This window comes from Pseudomonas sp. P5_152, from assembly GCF_033989915.1.
Lineage (GTDB): Bacteria > Pseudomonadota > Gammaproteobacteria > Pseudomonadales > Pseudomonadaceae > Aquipseudomonas.
In genome coordinates, this window is sequence record NZ_JASFAH010000002.1 from 1,996,656 (window position 1) to 2,015,895 (window position 19,240).

Genomic DNA, 19,240 nt, shown 5'->3' on the forward strand with positions numbered 1-19,240 from the left:
TTGCGCTCCTCCAAAAGTGAGCCGCCGTCAGGCGGAACCATAGGAGGCCGTTACCGCAAAAATGGATATGTACTCCGCCTAATCCAACACCCCAGAGGCCGCCACGCGGGCAAGCCTTGCTCCTACGACAGCCGCGTAGTCGAATCACATTATGGATTAGCCTCCAAAGGCTACTTTTGCAAATGTAGCCTTTAAAGGCTACTTTTAAGCACTACGTCTTTCCTCTAGGCACCTGCATGACGATCAAGGCAGTCCTGACCGGCGATCTGATTCATTCCCAGCACTCCCACGACACCCTGGCGTACATCGAGGGGCTTGCAGCAGTGCTGGCGACCTTGAGCGAGCGCTACGGCGCCAGCGCTGAAACCTTCCGTGGCGATGGCTTTCAACTGGTGCTCGGGCAACCGGCGCTGGCCTTCGACTGTGCGCTGGCCTTGCGGGCCGGGCTGATTGCCGCCAGTCCCAAAGGCGAGCGTTGGGACGCCCGGCTCGCCATCGGCCTCGGAACGGCGCAAGCAGACCAAGGCTACGGCGAAGTCTTTGTGCTTTCCGGGCAAGGCCTGGACAGCATGAAAAAATCGACCCTGGGGGTTTTCAGCAGCGACGGGCAGTTTCTCGAGCGCACAGAGCTGGTGACCGAGTTTGTCGGCGCCATCATCGAGCAATGGACCCAGGTGGAGGCCCAGACCTACGGCGTACACCTGACCAGCCAGGGCGATCAATCGAGTACCGCCCACTACCTGGGCAAATCCCGGGTCACGGTCAACAAGGCGTTGCAACGGGCCCAAGCACGATTGCTCGATCGTTACCTGGAACGCACCCACCAGTGGATCGAGGAGTTGCAACATGGCTGAGCCGAGCACCCTGTTGCTGATACTGCTACTGATCCATGTGCTGGCCGACTTCTCCCTGCCGTGGAAACGCTGGTTCAGCGATGCTGCCACCGGCTTGCACCGAGCGCGGGCGCTGACGGGCTATGTCGCGGTCGCCGGGCTGGGCTACTTTAGCGCGCTGGCGCTGACTGCCAACCCGCTCCCTGGGCTGCACTGATCGCGCTGTCGCTGGCCGTGGCGCGAGCGGCGCTGCATGGATTACTACCGCGGCCCGCGCCCCATCCGGTGCGCCGTTTTATCCTGGAGCAGGGACTATGCGTGCTGGCGATCCTCGGGGTCTGGGCCGTGATCGAGGGTGCCGCGCTGCCCTGGCACGCCTGGTTGAGGGGACTGGTGAGCCCGCCAAACCTGTTGATCGCCCTGGCCTACCTGCTGGTGTTGCGCCCCACTTCCAGCTTGATCGGGGCCGCCCTCGCCCCGTGGATCAGGGAAATCGACAAGCTCGGCTCACTGGCCAATGCCGGTGCGCTGATTGGCAATCTGGAGCGGGTGTTGATCCTGACCTTCGTCCTGTTGCAGCAATGGGAGGCCGTGGGTTTCCTGATCACCGCCAAAAGCATCCTGCGCTTCAATGAAATCCAGGGGGCCAAGGTCCGCTCACTGAGCGAATACGTGCTGCTGGGCACCTTGTTGAGTTTCACCATGAGTATCGCCATCGGGCTGGCGGTGACGCGGATCCTGGCACTGTAGCCTCCTGAGGCTACTTTTCGAGATGTAGCCTCAGAAGGCTACACCTGCGCGGCGACTTCCGGCACTGGAGCGGCACTGTACCTTGGGCTAGTCTCAGCGGCGCAGGGGCCACTTCGGCATTAGCACAGCAGGGAGAGCGATCATGGGGGATGCGTCTGAATTCGAGCCATTACAGGTCCATCCGGTGGACCTCAATGAAGACATGCTGCAGGCGATTCTCGACCTGACCAGCGATGGCATCTGGGACTGGAACGCCAACACCGGCTTCGTCTACCGCAACCGTGGCTGGTACGCAATGCTTGGCTACGCCCCCCACGGCCTGGAAAACAGTGTGCTGACCTGGGAAAACCTGATCCACCCGGAAGATTTCCCCCGGGTGATGCACCTGTTCGATGACCATCTACAGCAGCGCTCGCCGCGTTACCTGGCGCAATACCGCTGCCGCATGCAGGACGGCTCCTACACCCGGATCGAAGACCACGGCTATGTGGTCGCGCGCAACGCCGATGGCTCGGTCGCGCGGATGATCGGCGCCCATCGCAGCATTGAAGACAAGCAGCGCCTGGTGGAGCAACTGGAGCAACGCAACAAGTCCCTGGAAGCGATCATCGACGAACGCACCCGCGAGCTGTCGCGAGTCAATCAACAGTTGCAGGTGCAGTTGCAGGAGAACCGCAAGCTGGCAGAGAGCGACAGCCTCACCGGCATCGCCAACCGCTACCGCCTGGAAACCGCCCTGCCCCTGGAATGCGAACGCGCCGAGCGATTTCGCCAGCCGCTGTCGCTGATCGCCATGGACATCGATGATTTCAAAGTCATCAATGACCATTACGGCCATGCCCTGGGTGATGCGGCATTGGTGCACGTGGTGGAAACCATCAAGCGCTGCGTGCGCGAAGGCGACTTGCCTGGCCCGCTGGGGCGGCGACGAGTTCATCATGCTGCTGCCCAATACCCCCGTCACCACCGCCCAGGTCCTGGCCGAAACCATTCGGTTTGAACTGGAAAGCCTGGCCCCTGTAGGTGACTACCAGGTGACCATGAGCTTTGGCGTGGTCGAGCGCTTCGCCGACGAACAGAAGACCGGCCTGCTGGCCCGCGCCGACCAGGCGTTGTACCGCTCGAAGATCGTCGGCAAAAATGTGATCTCCGGATGAGCCGCGCTAGTTCCCGGCCTTCACCAACACCGGTTGCGCCGAATACCGCTGCGGGTACAGCTGTTTGAGCTGTGCCACTTTCGGCAGGTCGTTGATCACGATGTAGGGGTGGTTGGGGTGCTCGGTCAGAAAGTCCTGATGGTAATCCTCCGCCGGGTAAAAACCGCTGTCGCGCTCGATGCTGGTCACAATCGGTGCGTTGAAGGCATGGGCCGCGTCCAGCTGGGCGATGTAGGCCTGGGCGACCTTTTGTTGCCGGGCATCCTCCACGAACAGTGCCGAACGATACTGGGTGCCACGGTCCGGCCCCTGGCGGTTGAGCTCAGTGGGGTTATGGGCCACCGAAAAATAGATCTGCAGCAAGCTGCCGTAGCTGACCTGGGCCGGGTCGAAGGTCACTCGTACCGCTTCGGCGTGACCGGTATCGCCCTCGCCGACACGTTCGTAGCGGGCTGTTTCGGCCGAGCCCCCGGCGTAGCCGGACACCGCACTGGTCACCCCTTTGACGTGCTGGAACACCCCCTGCACGCCCCAGAAACAACCACCGGCGAACACCGCGGTTTCGCTCGCAGTGTTCGGCACTTCGTCGACCACTGGCGCTGCCAGGACGACTGCTTCTTCGCTCGCGCCCAGGGAAAAGCCCAGGCACTGCCCGACCACGCTGGCAAGCGCCAGGCCGAACAAGGTGTGACGCCAGGTCAATCGGCGATTCATGGTAGGTACTCCTGATGGGGAAATTTTGCGGCTGGCGGTGCGGCCACTGACCGAGGTAAAAGCCCGGGGTCAGGCGGCAAAGGTCATGGCCAGGCCGTTCATGCAGTAACGCAGTCCGGTCGGTGCTGGGCCGTCGTCGAACACATGGCCCAGGTGCCCACCACAACGCCGGCAATGCACCTCTTCGCGCAACACGCCGAAACTGCGGTCCTGGCGGGAGGCCACGGCGTTGGGCAGCGGCGCCCAGAAACTGGGCCAGCCGGTGTGGCTGTCGAACTTGCGGCTTGAGGTAAACAGCGCCAGCTCGCAGCCGGCGCAGGCAAAGGTGCCGTCCCGATGCTCGTCGTTCAGTGCACTGCTGTAGGCGCGTTCGGTGCCCTCCTCCCGCAGGATGTGGTACTGCTCGGGGCTCAGCAGGGCGCGCCATTGGGCCTCGCTGTGGCTGACTTCGAAAGTCTCGGCCGCCTGCGCCGCACCGATCAACGCCGGGGGAGCCACCCGCCGGGTCAAGACCCCGGCCACCAGCGCCGCAACACCCAGCCCGCCGCCGGCCAGAAGAAACTGTCGCCGTGAGTACATGGTTCCTCTCCTTCACTGTGTTTTCTGGAACACAGCCTAGGCTTGAGGTGATCGCCAAATCCTCACGCACAGTTAAACAATTCGTGATAACTGAGCGTCGGGAAAAGCCGCACAATGGCCGCACTACGCAACCGGATCGGAGCTTTATGGACCAGCCTAAACGTGTCCTGGTGGTCGAGGACGACAGCCACATCGCCGACCTGATCTGCCTGCACCTGCGCGACGAACACTTCGAGGTGGTGCACAGCGCCGATGGCAACCAGGGCTTGCGCCTGCTCGAACAGGGCAACTGGGACGCGCTGGTCCTCGACCTGATGCTGCCCGGTGTCGACGGCCTGGAAATCTGCCGCCGCGCCCGCGCCATGGCGCGCTACACGCCGATCATCATCACCAGCGCGCGCTCCAGCGAAATGCACCGCATCCTCGGCCTGGAACTGGGTGCCGACGACTACCTCGCCAAGCCGTTTTCCATGCTCGAGCTGGTGGCCCGGGTCAAGGCCCTGCTACGCCGGGTCGATGCCATGGCGCGCAATCTGAAGATGGACGCCGGCAGCCTCAGCAGCGACGGCCTATTCATCGACCCGATCACCCGCGAAGTGACACTGCACGGCAAACGCCTGGACCTGACGCCACGCGAGTTCGACCTGCTGTATTTCTTTGCCCGCCAACCGGGCAAAGTGTTCTCGCGCATGGACCTGCTCAATGCGGTATGGGGCTACAGCCACGAAGGCTACGAACACACGGTCAATACCCACATCAACCGCCTGCGCGCCAAGATCGAGGCCGATCCGGCGCAGCCGGTGCGCATTCTCACGGTCTGGGGCCGCGGCTATAAATTCGCCAGCGCGCAGGAGCCGACATGAGGCTGACCCTGAGCCAACGCCTGTCGCTGGTGTTCGCCTTGCTCCTGCTGATCTGCAGTGGCAGCTCGGTGTGGATGCAGGTGCGCGCCAACCAGATGCACGAGCTGGAGGTGGTGCAAGGCTTGTCCCGCGACCTGGCGCAGCACATCGCCCGCGACACTCAGTTGATGGATGCCAACGGCCTGAAACCCGAAGCCCTGCGTGGCCTGTTCAGCCAACTGATGCTGGTCAACCCGAGTGTCGAGGTGTACCTGCTGGACAACCAGGGCCGGGTGATCGGCGATGCCGCGCCCGAGGGCCATCTGCGCCGCGAACAGGTTGACCTGGCGCCATTGCAGCGCTTGCTCAACGACGAGACCCTGCCGATTCTCGGCGACGACCCGCGCAGCCTCGACGGGCGCAAGGTATTCAGCGCCGCGCCGCTCAAGGTCAACGGCCAGCAGGCCGGTTATTTGTATGTGGTGCTGCTCAGCGAAGAACGTGATCGCTTGGCCGCGCGCGGCGCCACCAGTGCGGCGCTGAACACCGCCCTATGGTCGATTGGCCTGGTGGCGTTGCTGTGCCTGATTGCCGGCCTGACTGCGTTCACCCTGATCACCCGGCCCCTGCGGCGTCTGACCGACAGCGTGAAGAGATTCGACATCGACGGCATCCCCACCACGGCGCCCGCCCCTGTGGAGCCGCCCACCAGCCAGGACGAAATTGCCGTACTCGCTGCCGCGTTCCGGCAGATGCAGAACCGCCTGGGCGAACAATGGCGCTCCCTGACCCGCCAGGACCAGGAGCGCCGTGAGCTGGTGGCGAACATTTCCCACGACCTGCGCACGCCTCTGGCTTCGTTGCATGGCTACCTGGAAACCCTGTCGCTCAAGGACGCCAGCCTGACCCCGGACGAACGCCGGCGTTACCTGGGCATCGCCCTGGACCAGAGCCGCAAGGTCGGTGGCTTGGCGCAATCGCTGCTGGAACTGGTGCGCCTGGAGCACGGTTTTGTCCAGCCGGTGCTGGAGCGTTTTTCCCTGACCGACCTGGTACAGGACATTTTCCAGAAATTCGAGCTGAACGCCGAGGCCCGGCATGTGCAACTCAAGGCCAGTTTTGCGCCGAGCGTGTCGGGGGTGTGCGCCGACCTCGGATTGATCGAACGGGTGCTGACCAACCTGTTCGACAACGCCCTGCGCTATACCCCAGTCGGCGGGGTGGTCGAGATCCGTCTGGAGCCTCAGGGCAAATTCGTCGAAATCACCGTCAGCGACAGCGGCCCGGGGATCGCCGCCGAACTGCGCGAAGGACTGTTCCTGCGTCCGTTCAATATTGGCGGCGCACGGCGCGATGGTGGCTTGGGCTTGCGGATTGTGCAGCGGATCCTCGAACTGCATGGGCGCCAGGTACGACTGCTGGATGTCCCGGGCCAGGGCGCGACCCTGTGCTTCTCCCTGGCGGTGGACGAAGCAACGGCCACGGCCCTGGCAGTGCGCTCGATGAACCTCAATACACCGGGACAGGCCTGACGGACCAGAGGCGACTGCATCGCCAGCCCTGTAGGAGCGAGCTTGCTCGCGATGGCGGTATGTCAGGCGCCATGGATATTGAATGTGTCGGCCTCATCGCGGGCAAGCCCGCTCCCACAATGGCTCTGGCTGCCCACAGATCCCGCATACACGCCACAAATCCTGTGGGAGCGAGCTTGCTCGCGATGGCGGTATGTCAGGCGCCATGGATACTGAATGTGCCGGCCTCATCGCGGGCAAGCCCGCTCCCACAATGGATTTGTGGTGCCCACAGATCCCGCATACACGCCACAAACCCTGTAGGAGCGAGCTTGCTCGCGATGGCGGTATGTCAGGCGCCATGGATATTGAATGTGTCGGCCTCATCGCGGGCAAGCCCGCTCCCACAATGGATTTGTGGTGCCCACAGATCCCGCATACACGCCACAAACCCTGTAGGAGCGAGCTTGCTCGCGATGGTGGTGTGTCAGGCGCCATGGATATTGAATGTGACCCCATCCCACAATGGCTCTGGCTGCCCACAGATCCCGCATACACGCCACAAACCCTGTGGGAGCGAGCTCGCGATGGCGGTGTGTCAGGCGCCATGGATATTGAATGTGACCCCATCCCACAATGGCTCTGGGTGCCCACAGATCCCGCATACACGCCACAAACCCTGTGGGAGCGAGCTTGCTCGCGATGGCGGTGTGTCAGGCGCCATGGATGTTGAATGTGGCGGCCTCATCGCGGGCAAGCCCGCTCCCACGATGGTTTTGTGGTGCCCACAGATACCTGCAGTCAGTCGCGGTAGCCGGGCGCCACTCGGTCGAGCAGACGCAGCAGGGCTTTCCAGGCCAGGTCCAGGGCGTCCGGATCACTCAGTTCGCCTGCGGCCAAGGGGCGCTGCGGCTGGTTGAACTGGCGTTCGGTGTGTTCGCAGACCGCTGCCGGAGGCAGCACCAGGTCACCGCAGGCTTGGGCGGCCAACTGAATGTCGCAGGCCTTTTCCAGGTAGTACATGCGCAGGAACGCCTGGGCCACGCTGCTGCCGACAGTCAACAGACCGTGGTTGCGCAGCATCAGCACGGGCTTGTCGCCCATGTCCGCCACCAGCCGCGCTTGCTCGGCCAGGTCCAGGGCGATGCCTTCGTAATCGTGATAGGCAACACGGCCGTAGAACTCCATGGACATCTGATTCACCGGCAACAAGCCGCAGGCCAGCGCCGCCACCGCGCAGCCGGCCCGGGTGTGGGTGTGCAGCACGCACTGGGCGTCCTCGCGGGCCGCGTGCAGGGCGCTGTGGATCACGAAGCCGGCCGGATTGACCGGGTAGGGACTGTCCTCCACCGCACGTCCGTCGAGCCCGATCTTGACCAGGTTCGAGGCGCTGATTTCGTCGAACATCAACCCATAAGGGTTGATCAGGAAATGATGTTCAGGCCCCGGCAGGCGCACCGAGATGTGAGTGAAGATCAGGTCGGTCATGCGAAAGTGCGCGATCAAGCGGTAGCAGGCCGCCAACTCCTCACGCAATTGCTGTTCGGTCGGGTTGATCACTGGCACTGCTCCAGGTCCTCGACCAGCGCGTCCCAGCCGCTGAAGCCGCGGCGGCCGATGAACACCAGGCTCGAGCCCGTGGCCTGGGCCTCGTCGGTGGCGGCAAGGAACTGGCTACGGGTGCCGACGTGTTGCAGCCAGTGCGCCTTGGTGCCCTGATCCAGCAGCACCAGGCCCTTGACCCGAAACACATCGCGGGGCAACGCCTGCAACCAGCCGCGCAGGCGCTCGACGTTCAAGGGCGTTGGGCTCTGCCAGAGAAAGCTGCTGAACATCTCGCCGTGGTCGTCACTGGCAACCAGGGTCAAGGGTTTGAGCGTGCGCGCCTGCAAGTCCAGGTCCGAATCCAGCCACAGCGCGTCGGGCAGCTGCGCCTGGACGCTTTCGTGGATCCGGGTCCGCAGGCCCAGCGCGTCGCGCAAGGCTTGCAGTTGGACGGCGTCCACCAGGTCGGTCTTGTTCAACAGCAGCAGGTCGGCCGCCGCCACTTGCGCCCGGGCCAGGCGGGCGTACTCGCCGTCGAGCTGCAGATGACCGGTGGCATCGACCACGGTGATCACCATGTCCAGTTGCATCTGGCTGCGCAGTTGCGGGTAGGCCAGGGTCTGCACGATGCGCTGTGGATCGGATACCCCGCTGCACTCGATGACGATGCGCTCCAGCCGTGGCTGCAATTGCGCAAGGCTGCTCAACTGCGCCAGCAGGTCTTCCTGCACCGTGCAGCAGATGCACCCGTTCTGCAGGCTGTACACCGCATCGGTGACCTCGGAAACGATCGCCGCATCGATGTTCAGTTCACCAAAATCATTGACGATCACCGCCAACCGACTGCCTTCGGCGCGGCGCACCATGCGGTTGAGCAAGGTGGTCTTGCCGGCCCCGAGAAACCCCGAGACCACGGTCACCGCGATGCGTTGAGGGTTCATTGGGCCTTGCCCTCCAGCACCGGTGGTTCACCTGTCCACACGGCCTTGAGGCCGGCGTCGGCCAGTGTGCCGTTGCGGTCATAGACCAGTTGCCCGTCGACGAAGGTCAACAGCACCTGAGTCTGGTGGATGTAATTACGCGCCGGCTGGGCAAACAGGTCGCGATCGATGACGATCAAGTCCGCCGATTTGCCGACTTCCAGGCTGCCGGTCGACTGCTCCAGGCCCATGGCTACGGCACCGTTGAGGGTGATCACGTTCAGCGCCTGCTCGAGGCTGATCGGATCGCCGAAGCAGGACGGATCGTCGTTCCACGGGTTTTGCCGGGTGACCATGGTTTCCAGCGCCAGCCACGGGTCGATGGACGCCACCGGCCAGTCGGTGCCCATCACCGCAGTGCCGCCGGCTTCGAGCACGCCCTTGAAATCGTAGATGCGCTTGAGCCGCTCCTGGCCGTAGCCCGAACGTGCGCCGCTGGCGAATGGCGTCGGGTACCAGGCCGCCGGGGAGAATTCGGCGATCACGTTGAGTTCCTTGAAGCGCGGCAGGTTGCCAGGGTGCAGCAAGGTGCTGTGGGCGCACTGGTGGCGCACACCGCTGAAGCCGTTGCGCCGCCGGGCCTCGGCGACGGCATCGAGGAACACATCGGAAGCGCCGTCACCGGTGCAGTGGGCGATGACGCGGATGCCGCGGCTGTCCATGTCCACCACCATGTCGGTGATGTGCTCGGGGGTCAGGTTGAGCTTGCCGCGCCAGCTCGACTCTTCTGGCCAGGGAGTCAGCAGGTACGAGGACTTCGGCTCCACGGTGCCGTCGAAGTGGAATTTCACCGCGTTGGCGCTCAGGCGCGCGCTGCGGTAGTAGTGACGCTCACCACTGAGCAGCTCCCAGCGGCGACGCACCGGGAAGATGTCGTCCTGCCAACTGATGGCGGCTTCAATGCGCACCGTCAGTTCGCCGCTGTCGTCCAGCTCTTTCAGCGCCTGCAGGCGTTGCTCGCAGACGTGTACGTATTTGCTCGCGGTGACGCCACGCGAGCTCTGGAAATGCACCCCATCACGGTAAGCGCGGCGCAGCACGCTGACCGGGGTCGGCGGCATGGCGGCGTGGATCATCGCGTAGGCACCGTCGATCATCAGGCCGTTGGGTTCGCCGCTCAGCTCGTCGCGCTCCAGGTAGCCATTGCGCGGGTCGGCGGTGTGGCGGTCGATGCCCGCCAGTTCCAGGGCCTTGGAGTTGACCATCATGGTGCCCCACATGCGATCGAGCAGGGCCACCGGGCGATCCGGCATGACGCTGTCGAGCCACGCCCGGCCCGGGGTCAGGCCGGCTTCGCGGAAGGTGTAGCGCACCCAGTACTGCCCGTAGATCCAACCGTCGCCGGGGTGGGCCTCGGCATAGGCCAGGATGCTCGCGCGCAGCTGTTCCGGGGTCGGGTCTTCGATGCCGACATCCAGGTCGTCGCTGTAGCGCGGGGCCAGGGCCAGGTCAGGGTGGGTGTGCATGTCGTGCAGGCCCGGCATGCAGAAGGCGCCCTGCAGGTCATGCACCAGGGTGTTCGGGCCCTTGAACCCTTGCAGCTCGGCCAGGCTGGCAACCCCTACCAACTTGCCGCCGCGAATGGCCACGGCCTCAGCCCAGGGCTGCGCAGGGTTCTGGGTATAGATGCGACCGTTGCCAAGGATCAGGTCGGCATAGGTCCCTTGCGCAGAATGGGTAGAGGAAAAGTTGTCGGACTCAGCCATGCAAGCCACCTTCGAGTTCAGTGCGGGTGAAGGGTCTTCCGCGCACGTTTGGCTTCGGTGACCCTGACGAATGGCACTAGTATTGTTGAATCAACCAATACAACAATCGATTTTTTTTGGCTTAATCGTTCGATTTACGTCACCATACGATTCAACACTCAGCTCCCTTAAAGACAGGATTCTTTATGCGCTTTCCTTCGATGACAGCCCTGCGGGCTCTGGATGCGGTGGCCCGGCTGGGCAGCGTGTCGGTCGCCGCCCGCGAACTGAACCTGACCCGCAGCGCCATCAGCCACCAGATCAGCAAGCTGGAAGAGTGCGTGGGGTTTGCCCTGACCGAGCGCATCGGCCGCGGGATCGGCCTGACCTACCAGGGCGAGCGTTATGCCCGCGAAGTGCATGGGATTTTGTTGAACCTGCTCGACGCCGGCCAGCCGGTTGACGACCAGGAAGTCTCGGGACGGCTGTGTGTCAGCTGCGCGCCGGGGTTCGCCACTTACTGGCTGTGCCACCACATTGGCGCGTTCCTGCGCCAGTACCCGCAGGTGCAGTTGCAACTGATCTCCCCCAAGTCGCCGGACGACACCCACAACACCAACGTCGACCTGTTTATCGCCTACGGCATTGGCGACTGGCCAGAAATGCACGTCGAGGAAATCGTCGCGCTACGCTTTTTCCCGGTGTGCAGCCCGCGCCTGATCAACGCCTTGAGCGGCCTGAAGAACCCGCAGGAACTCAGCGCCTACCCGCTGCTGCACATGACCGACTACTCGGACTGGCGCGTCTGGCTGACCGCCGCCGGTGCCTCGGGTGTCAATGCCATGAGCGGAATCCTGTTCTCCGACGCCCACTGCGCGCAGTCGGCGTGCATTGCCGGCCAGGGCATCGCCATCGGCGACAACCTGATCAGCGGCGACGCGCTGTCCAAGGGACTGTTGGTGCGCCCGTTCGACATCACCATCGACCTGCACCGCGGCTACTACCTGGCAACCGACCCGCAAAAAGCCGAGCGGCGGGTGGTCCAGGCCTTTAGCAGTTGGGTCAAGACTCAGTTGCAGTCCTCGCACCAGACCTGGCAAGACACCCTCTGACGTGGCGGCAAACTCCGCTCTTTCATAGGGCGGAGTCAGCGGGTAATTGAGTAATTTTACTAACCAATACCCACAAAATAATTCCATTGATGTAGCGATACTTTTAACAATAATAAACCCAAAGCCCATTTCGGATTTGCATCCGTCCTCGTACGTCTTATGGGCAATAAAAAGAGGAACTCCATCGTGTCCAGCGGTTCAGCGATTCAGCTCAGCGCACAAGGTATCAGCCAGTATTACGGTCGCTTCGCAGCGCTGGATAACGTCGACCTGGACGTTCGCCAAGGCGAGTTCCTGACGTTGCTGGGGCCTTCCGGTTCGGGCAAGACCACCTTGCTGATGATCCTCGCGGGCTTCCTCAGCCCGACGTCCGGAAAATTGATGGAACAGGGCGTCGACATCATCAAGCGCTCGGCGGAAAAACGTAACTACGGCATGGTGTTCCAGGGGTATGCGCTGTTCCCGCACATGACGGTGGCGGACAACGTGGCCTACCCGCTGCGCATCCGCAAAGTCGCCGCCGAAGAACGCCAGCGTCGGGTCAAGCACATTCTCGAAGTGGTCGGCCTCGGCGCGCACATGCACAAGAAGCCCGCCGAAATGTCCGGCGGCCAGCAACAGCGCGTGGCGATTGCCCGGGCGCTGGTGTTCGAACCGGACCTGCTGCTGCTCGACGAGCCCCTGTCGGCACTGGACAAGAACCTGCGCGAACAGCTGCAGACCGAACTGCAACGCATCCACCGCCAGGTCGGCACCAGCTTCGTGTTCGTCACCCATGACCAGAACGAAGCCCTGGCACTGTCATCGCGCATCGCGATTTTCAACCACGGCAAGCTGACCCAGGTCGACACTCCGGAAAACATCTACAACCGCCCCGAGAGCCGGTTTGTCGCCGAGTTCCTTGGCAAGATGAACCTGTTCCCGCTGCTGGACCTGACCCGCAACGGCCCGACCGCCAGCGGCCGCTGTGGCGACAACCTGCTGCACGCCCAGGCCCCCGCGCCCCTGAGCAAACAGCCGAGCGTGCTGGCGGTGCGTCCCGAACACATGGACCTGCACAGCGAACGCCCGAACCGCGACGGCTACAACGTGATCCCGGCGCAACTCACCGACAAGGTCTACCAGGGTTCCAGCACTCACCTATCGCTGACGGTCGGGGGCGACGCCCTGCCGATCAACCTCTCGGTTCCCGGTAATCATCCGGGGGCCCTGATGCCCAGCGGCGCCCCGGTGTGGCTGAGCTGGCCGGTCCAGCAAAGCTTCCTGCTGCAAGCCTGACCCCTGAATTACGTGCGTCACAAAGCTCTCTCCTAACGACAACAATAGGCCCTTGTCCCAACGGACACCCGCCATCTGAGGACTTGCCCATGAGCCAGGATCATCAACGCGACTGTATTGAAGTGCTTATCGAAAAGGCCCGTGGCGGGCAGATCAACCGACGCACCTTCATCCAGGCCATGGGCCTGTTGGCGGCAGTGCCCCTGGCGCTGCGCAGCGGTATCAGTTGGTCGGCCGACAAGCCGCTGGTGGTGGTCAACTGGGGCGGCGACGCACTGACCGCCTTCCGCTCGGCCTGGACCGACACCTTCACCAAGAACACCGGAATCCAGGTGCGCATCGACGGCGCCGGCCCCACCGAGGGCGCGATCCGCTCGCAACTGGCCAGCGGTCAGCCCAGCTGGGACGTAGTCGACGTCGAGAGCTACAGCGCAATCGTCCTGGGCAAGGAAAAGATCCTGCAGCCGCTGGACTACAACGTGATCAAGCGTGACCAGGTGGCGCCGGTACTGGCCTCCGACCACGGGATCGCCAGCTACCAGTTCAGCTACGTGATGGCCTGGGACAGCGAGAAGTTCGGTGAGAACGGGCCGAAAACCTGGGCCGATTTCTGGGACGTGAAGAAATTCCCTGGCAAACGCACCCTCTATAAGTGGATGAACGGCATGCTCGAAGCGGCGCTGCTGGCCGACGGCGTACCGGCCGATCAGCTCTACCCGCTGGACGTGGTGCGCGCGCTGAACAAGATCGACGAGATCAAGCCCCACGTGCTGTCGTTCTGGAGCTCGGGCGCCGAAAGCCAGCAACTGATGGTCGATGGCGAAGTCTCGGTGGGCGCTATCTGGCACACCCGCGCCAAGCTGCTCAGCGAAGACACCGAAGGCCGCGTGCGTTGGAGCTTCGACAACGGCTTCATCAACTCCAGCAGTTGGGCCGTGCTGTCGGGCAACCCGGCGGGCAGCCAGCCGGCGATGCAGTTCATCCAGCATGCCCTGCAACCGCAAGGCCAGCTCAAACTCTTCGAACTGCTGGGCAACGGGCCGTCCAACAGCGCGACCGAGAAGCTGATGTCGGCCGAACAACTGCAAGCCAACTGCGCGTCAGAAGAGAACCTGAAAAAACAGATCGCGCTCAACGCCCAGTGGTACGCCGATAACTACTCCAACGCCCTGGAGCAGTACCTCACGCGGCTGTCCAAGTGAGCCATCGATCATGACCATGACCTTGACCCTGAGCAAACCCAAGCCGCGGTTCAGTTCGCCGGCGCTGGAACGCAGCTTGCTGCTGTTCCCGCTGCCGGTGTTGCTGCTGATCTTCTACGTGCTGCCGTTTATCGGCGTGGTTGGCTGGAGTTTCTCGTTGCCGACACCGGGCCTGGACCAGTACGAACGCATCGCCACCGACCCGGCCATCCACGACATGCTCTGGCGCACCCTGCGCCTGTGCCTGACCGTCAGCGTCCTGGCCCTGGTGATCGGTTACCTGCTGGCTTACTGCTGGGTGTTCAGCCCGCCGTTCTGGCAGCGGGTGGTGGAGATCTGCATCTTCATCCCATTCTGGATCTCGGTGCTGGTGCGGGCGTTTGGCTGGTTGATCGCCCTGCGCAGCAACGGAGTGCTCAACAATGGGCTGATGGGCATGGGCCTGATCGATCAACCGCTGCAACTGAGCCGCAACGAAATCGGGGTGGTGATCGGCATGCTCCACGTGATGATTCCGTATGCGGTGTTCCCGCTGCTGTCAAGCATGCGCCAGCTGGACCAGCGCATCCTCATGGCCTCCCGCGGCCTGGGCGCCGGGCCACTGCGCACCTTCTGGCAAGTGTTGCTGCCCCAGACCCTGCCGGGAGTGCTGGGTGCCTTCATCATGGTCTTCGTGTTCTGCCTGGGCTTCTTCATTACCCCGGTACTGCTGGGTGGCGGGCAGACGGTGATGATCGCCGAGTACGTGTTCCTGCAAATGTTCCAGACCAGTAACTGGGGCCTGGGGGCTGCCTTGAGCGTGGTGCTGCTGTTGTTGGTCAGCGCATTGATCTGGGTCCTGCTGAAAATGACCCGTGTGAACCGCCTGGTAGGCTGAGGTTATCTATGAACACCCATCGTACAAGCCTGAGTACCCGCCTGCTGGCCGTGACCGCCATGGCGTTCATGCTGTTCCCGCTGCTGACGGTGATACCGGTGTCGTTCACCAGCAAGCGCTTCCTGTCGATGCCCGAGGGCAACTGGTCGCTGCGCCATTACGAGGCGCTGGTGAGCAACCCGGACTGGTTCCATGCCATCAGCCAGAGCCTGACCATTGCCTTTGCCACCAGCATCATCGCGACCCTGCTGGCGGCCAGCTTCAGCCTCGGCATCTGGTACATGCGCTCGAAACTGGCCACCGCGCTGATCGGCCTGGTGCTGTTGCCCATGGCGATCCCGCCGGTGATTTCGGCGCTGGTGCTGTACTTCATGGAAACCAAGCTCGGCCGCTTCGCCCCGGGCATGGGCTACGACACCCTGACCGGGGTGGTGATCGCCCACGTGATCATGGTGGTGCCGTACGGGGTGGTGACCATGCTCGTGGCCCTCAGCCAGATCGACCGCCGGATTGAACTGGCGTCGCGCAACCTCGGCGCCAGCCTGATGCAGACCACCTTCATGGTGATCCTGCCGAACCTCAAACTGGGCTTGGCATCCACCGCCCTGCTCGGCTTTGCCCTGTCATGGGAAGAAGTGGCGGTGACCCTGTTCATCACCAGCGTCAACGTCGACACCTTGCCCAAGCGCATCTGGAGCGGCTTGCGCGACAACGTCGACCCAAGCGTGGCCGCCATCTCGGTGCTGCTGATCAGCCTGACCCTATTGGTGCTGATTGGACGCCTGGTGGTCCAGCACCTGGTCGACAAACGAGCGCAAAGGCTTCAACACCCGTGACAACACCGCCCCGGTCCAATAGATTAGGCGGCCTGAAAAGGCCGTCGTGCTTTCTCGCCTCAATTCAAGTTTAAAGAAGTAGTGAAATTTCAATGCCAGATTCCAACACCGCTGAATCCGTAGTCACCTTGTCGTCCAAAGCGGAATACGAAAACTCCATCAATCTTTCACAACACGTGCCCCAGGCCAAAACCATCAGCGAGATGGTCCTGGACGCCTTCCACACTTCCAAGGAAAGCGACCAGATTCGCGAGCTGCGCACGGCCATCCGCCAAGCCCACGACCGCTTCGACGACGACCAGGCCTACGAACTGATGGGCCAGCTCAAGCAGCTCAAGGACGCCGAGGCCGCCGACATCGCCGCCCTCGAAGACCTGAGCAGCAAGTTCCCGATCAGCCGCATCCTGTCCAGCTTCAAGGACGACCCAAGCTTCCAGGAGCTGGTCTACGGCTTGGCCCTGAAAGTCCTCAACCAGACCCACCAGGCCATCAGCAACCCAAGCGGCAGCAAGGGCAAGGCCGCCCGCGCGAAGAAAGAAGTCGAAGTGTTCAGCATCAGCAAGGACGGCCTCACCGTGACCCTGCCCCTGCGCACCCCACGCTCGAAACCCAGCGTCGATCGCCAAGCCTATGAATTCCTCGGCTTCACCTTCGTCGGCGAAGGCGACGAACTGGAACTGGAAAACGAAACCTTCCTCGACGCCAGCGGCACCGAACAACCGGCCACCCGCAAAGCCATCATCACCGCCCTGCAACAGCAGACCGCGTTTGCCGGCTACAGCATCGCAGCCCAGTAATCGCCGAGCAAAACCAGCCCAACCAAAAGCCCCTCTCTTCGTTTGAAGGCGGGGCTTTTTGCTGGGGTGAGCGAGCGCATCGGCGGAGAAAACGCAGCGCAAGAGCGGCGAGGACCAGGTCCTCGAACGCAGCCTCGCGGGCTCGACAGCTGCTATGGGGGATTGGGGGGATTGCCGGGATCTGTGGTTTGGTGCAGATCGCCATCGCGGGCAAGCCCGCTCCCACAGAGTTATCCCACAGAGATGTTTCAGCCAGAAAAAGCAGGCCGGCCGGTAGGCCGCCTCGCCCGCCCTGACCACTCAACAGGCCGAGCGTTAGCTCGCCTGCAGCTCTTGATCTTGCTCCGCCCGCCCCATCGGCAGGCTGAGCGAAGGTGTCCATCAGGGGGGAGGCGCGGAGCGCCGTGCGGCGAAGCCGCATACATCGAGAGGAGGTGCAGCGAAGCAAACCGGAGGCGATGCCCCCGGATGGATACCGTAGCGAAGGGACCCCGAGCCTAAGCGAGGGGCCGTACGCCTGGGGCAAGCGTTTTTTTGGTTACTTTTTTTAGGCGCTTGTAAAAAAAGTGACCCGCCGTAAGGGCGGAACCATTAGCCGCCATCACCACAGCAACGGATATGCCCCCCCAACAAAAAGCCCCGCTCTTCTCACAAAGGCGGGGCTCCAGTTACAGCGGCAAACCTCAAGGCGCGTAAGTCAGCAACAACTCACTCGGCACCTTGAAATCCAACGACATCATCACGCTCAACGCAGTGATGGTGAAGATCGAGAACACAAACAGCTTGCGTGCCCACACCGTGTCATCCACCGCCTTGTAGCCGGTCCAGGCCATATACAACCAGTATATGCCCATGGCCGCCGCAACCGCGAGATAACTCATCCCCGCATAACCACTGAAGGTCAGCATCAAGGTCGCCACCAGGAACGCCAGGATGTAGAGCAGGATATGCCGCTTCGCCACCTCGATCCCACGCTTGACCGGCAACACCGGAATCGATGCCGCCAGGTAGTCGTTGAAACGGAAGATCGCGATCGCATAGGAATGCGGCATCTGCCACAGGCTGAACATCACCAGCAGGGTCAGCGCAGCCATGTCGAAGCTGTTGCTCACGGCCACATAACCGATCACCGGCGGCATCGCCCCCGACAGACTGCCCACCAGCGTGCCGTGTACCGACTTGCGCTTGAGATACAGGCTGTAGAAGCCGACATAGATGACAAACCCGATCACCGCGAACAGCGCCGCCAACGGGTTGGCCACCTTGTACAGCAGGGCCACGCCAGCAACACCCAGGACAGTCGCGTAGACCAGTGCCAGTTTCAGGGAGATCAGGCCCTGCACCAGCACCCGGTTCTTGGTGCGCTCCATCTTCAGGTCGATGTCACGGTCGATGCAGTTGTTGAACACGCAACCCGAGGCCACCACCAGGGACGTGCCGATCATCGCGGCCAGGAAAATGGCCAGATCGACATGCCCCTTCGAGGCCAGGAAAAATCCGCCTGCCACAGAAAGCACGTTACCGAAAATGATCCCCGGTTTGGTGATTTGGATAAAGTGCTTAAAGGACATCCGGACTTACCTCACTTCGCCATCATGAAGGTGTGGATGCTGAACATGATCCACAGCGACAGACCCACCAGCAGGACAATTACCAGTGCGGCGAAGACAAACGCGATCACGTTGTTACGCTGAGCCTGCGAACGATCCAGGTGGAGGAAGTACACCAGGTGCACCAGCACCTGGATCACGGCGAATGCCAGGACGATCCACAAGGTGATCGACTTCGGCAGCGATGGGTACATCACCAGGCCGAAAGGAATCACCGTCAGGATGACCGACAGGATGAAGCCGATGGCGTAGGACTTGACGCTGCCGTGACCGGCGTCGTCGTGGGAATGTGATGTGTTAGCCATTTACATAGTCCCCATCAGATAAACAACGGTGAATACGCAGATCCACACGACGTCCAGGAAGTGCCAGAACAGGCTCAGGCAGCTCAGACGGGTCTTGTTGGTCGCCGTCAGGCCGTTTTTCTGCACCTGGTACATCATGATCGCCATCCAGATCAGACCGCTGGTCACGTGCAGACCGTGGGTACCGACCAGGGTGAAGAACCCGGACAGGAAGCCGGAACGGCTAGGGCCGTAGCCTTCGGAGATCAGCAGGTGGAACTCGTTGATCTCCATGGCGATAAAGCCGGCGCCGAACATGAAGGTCATGGCCAACCAGCCCAGGACCTGGCTCTTCTTGCCCTTGAACAACGCCAGCATGGCGAAGCCGTAGGTGATCGAACTGAACAGCAGCAGAGCGGTTTCGCCCAGTACATACGGCAGTTCGAAGATGTCGTGGCCCGACGGGCCACCGGCGACGTTGTTTACCAGTACCGCGTATACCGCGAAGATCGACGCAAACAGGATGCAGTCGGTCATCAGGTAGAGCCAGAAGCCGTATACGGTCATCTCGCCCGAGTCGTGGTGATGGTCATCATGCCCATGTCCATCGACATGGGTGTGTCCAGCATTGGTCACTAAGTTCGACAT

Annotated in this window: 19 protein-coding genes and 1 pseudogene; 12 read left to right on the forward strand and 8 right to left on the reverse strand. The window is 62.4% G+C overall.

The features are described from left to right. Window positions 1–236: 236 nt before the first annotated feature. The 4 genes and pseudogenes from QMK50_RS08990 to QMK50_RS09005 all read left to right on the forward strand — a co-directional run bounded on the left by QMK50_RS08990 (window position 237) and on the right by QMK50_RS09005 (window position 2,740). A complete protein-coding gene (locus QMK50_RS08990; RefSeq protein ID WP_320332973.1) occupies window positions 237–854 on the forward strand; it encodes a hypothetical protein in 618 nt (205 codons plus the stop codon). Continuing rightward, complete coding sequence (locus QMK50_RS08995; RefSeq protein WP_320332974.1) at window positions 847–1,050, forward strand: hypothetical protein; 204 nt, start codon at window positions 847–849, stop codon at window positions 1,048–1,050. Before QMK50_RS08990 ends, QMK50_RS08995 begins: the two co-directional genes overlap by 8 nt. A gap of 68 nt (window positions 1,051–1,118) precedes the next feature. Further along, entirely contained in the window at window positions 1,119–1,583 is a 465-nt protein-coding gene (locus tag QMK50_RS09000) for a hypothetical protein (protein WP_320332975.1), read from the forward strand. Window positions 1,584–1,725: 142 nt separating this feature from the next. Next, window positions 1,726–2,740, forward strand: a pseudogene (locus tag QMK50_RS09005) (diguanylate cyclase domain-containing protein). 6 nt (window positions 2,741–2,746) lie between these two features. Here the strand turns inward: QMK50_RS09005 and msrA are convergent. Continuing rightward, on the reverse strand, window positions 2,747–3,454 hold the full coding sequence (msrA, locus tag QMK50_RS09010) for a peptide-methionine (S)-S-oxide reductase MsrA (protein ID WP_320332976.1): 708 nt from the start codon (window positions 3,452–3,454) through the stop codon (window positions 2,747–2,749). Between the two features lie 69 nt (window positions 3,455–3,523). Beyond that, window positions 3,524–4,033 (reverse strand): peptide-methionine (R)-S-oxide reductase MsrB, encoded by a 510-nt coding sequence (msrB, locus tag QMK50_RS09015; protein WP_320332977.1) that lies wholly within the window; start codon window positions 4,031–4,033, stop codon window positions 3,524–3,526. A gap of 146 nt (window positions 4,034–4,179) precedes the next feature. On the opposite strand from msrB, the gene QMK50_RS09020 reads away from it, so the two are divergent. Both QMK50_RS09020 and QMK50_RS09025 read left to right on the forward strand, forming a co-directional pair. Next, complete coding sequence (locus tag QMK50_RS09020; protein ID WP_159997853.1) at window positions 4,180–4,896, forward strand: response regulator transcription factor; 717 nt, start codon at window positions 4,180–4,182, stop codon at window positions 4,894–4,896. Beyond that, window positions 4,893–6,407, forward strand: coding sequence for a HAMP domain-containing sensor histidine kinase (locus tag QMK50_RS09025; protein ID WP_320332978.1), 1,515 nt, complete (start codon window positions 4,893–4,895; stop codon window positions 6,405–6,407). Before QMK50_RS09020 ends, QMK50_RS09025 begins: the two co-directional genes overlap by 4 nt. 780 nt (window positions 6,408–7,187) lie before the next feature. Here QMK50_RS09025 and QMK50_RS09030 read toward each other — a convergent pair. The 3 genes from QMK50_RS09030 to QMK50_RS09040 are packed head-to-tail and all read right to left on the reverse strand — an operon-like array spanning window position 7,188 to window position 10,617. After that, window positions 7,188–7,943 (reverse strand): class II aldolase/adducin family protein, encoded by a 756-nt coding sequence (locus QMK50_RS09030; protein ID WP_320334506.1) that lies wholly within the window; start codon window positions 7,941–7,943, stop codon window positions 7,188–7,190. Further along, window positions 7,943–8,872 carry a GTP-binding protein gene (locus tag QMK50_RS09035; RefSeq protein ID WP_320332979.1) on the reverse strand — a complete coding sequence of 310 codons (930 nt, stop codon included), beginning with the start codon at window positions 8,870–8,872 and terminating at the stop codon, window positions 7,943–7,945. The genes QMK50_RS09030 and QMK50_RS09035 overlap by 1 nt, the downstream gene beginning before the upstream one ends. After that, window positions 8,869–10,617 carry an amidohydrolase gene (locus QMK50_RS09040; protein WP_320332980.1) on the reverse strand — a complete coding sequence of 583 codons (1,749 nt, stop codon included), beginning with the start codon at window positions 10,615–10,617 and terminating at the stop codon, window positions 8,869–8,871. Before QMK50_RS09040 ends, QMK50_RS09035 begins: the two co-directional genes overlap by 4 nt. Before the next feature lie 185 nt (window positions 10,618–10,802). Between QMK50_RS09040 and QMK50_RS09045 the strand changes: the two genes are divergently transcribed. The 6 genes from QMK50_RS09045 to QMK50_RS09070 all read left to right on the forward strand — a co-directional run bounded on the left by QMK50_RS09045 (window position 10,803) and on the right by QMK50_RS09070 (window position 16,698). Next, window positions 10,803–11,708, forward strand: a complete 906-nt coding sequence (locus QMK50_RS09045; RefSeq protein WP_095168906.1) for a LysR substrate-binding domain-containing protein — start codon at window positions 10,803–10,805, stop codon at window positions 11,706–11,708. 186 nt (window positions 11,709–11,894) lie between these two features. Next, window positions 11,895–12,986: an ABC transporter ATP-binding protein gene (locus tag QMK50_RS09050; RefSeq protein WP_095168907.1), complete on the forward strand. Its 1,092-nt coding sequence runs from the start codon at window positions 11,895–11,897 to the stop codon at window positions 12,984–12,986. A gap of 89 nt (window positions 12,987–13,075) precedes the next feature. Next, a complete protein-coding gene (locus tag QMK50_RS09055; protein ID WP_320332981.1) occupies window positions 13,076–14,188 on the forward strand; it encodes an ABC transporter substrate-binding protein in 1,113 nt (370 codons plus the stop codon). 10 nt (window positions 14,189–14,198) lie between these two features. Continuing rightward, complete coding sequence (locus QMK50_RS09060; RefSeq protein ID WP_095168909.1) at window positions 14,199–15,065, forward strand: ABC transporter permease; 867 nt, start codon at window positions 14,199–14,201, stop codon at window positions 15,063–15,065. 8 nt (window positions 15,066–15,073) lie between these two features. Further along, window positions 15,074–15,901, forward strand: coding sequence for an ABC transporter permease (locus tag QMK50_RS09065; RefSeq protein WP_159997861.1), 828 nt, complete (start codon window positions 15,074–15,076; stop codon window positions 15,899–15,901). A 92-nt stretch (window positions 15,902–15,993) separates the two neighbouring features. After that, on the forward strand, window positions 15,994–16,698 hold the full coding sequence (locus tag QMK50_RS09070; protein WP_095168911.1) for a hypothetical protein: 705 nt from the start codon (window positions 15,994–15,996) through the stop codon (window positions 16,696–16,698). A gap of 683 nt (window positions 16,699–17,381) precedes the next feature. On the opposite strand, the gene cyoE is transcribed toward QMK50_RS09070, so the two are convergent. Genes cyoE through QMK50_RS09085 form a run of 3 tightly spaced genes read right to left on the reverse strand, consistent with a single transcriptional unit; the run spans window position 17,382 to window position 19,240 of the window. Next, on the reverse strand, window positions 17,382–18,269 hold the full coding sequence (cyoE, locus tag QMK50_RS09075; protein WP_320332982.1) for a heme o synthase: 888 nt from the start codon (window positions 18,267–18,269) through the stop codon (window positions 17,382–17,384). Window positions 18,270–18,280: 11 nt separating this feature from the next. Beyond that, on the reverse strand, window positions 18,281–18,613 hold the full coding sequence (gene cyoD, locus QMK50_RS09080) for a cytochrome o ubiquinol oxidase subunit IV (protein WP_095168913.1): 333 nt from the start codon (window positions 18,611–18,613) through the stop codon (window positions 18,281–18,283). After that, complete coding sequence (locus QMK50_RS09085) at window positions 18,614–19,240, reverse strand: cytochrome o ubiquinol oxidase subunit III (RefSeq protein WP_095168914.1); 627 nt, start codon at window positions 19,238–19,240, stop codon at window positions 18,614–18,616. It abuts the gene before it with no gap.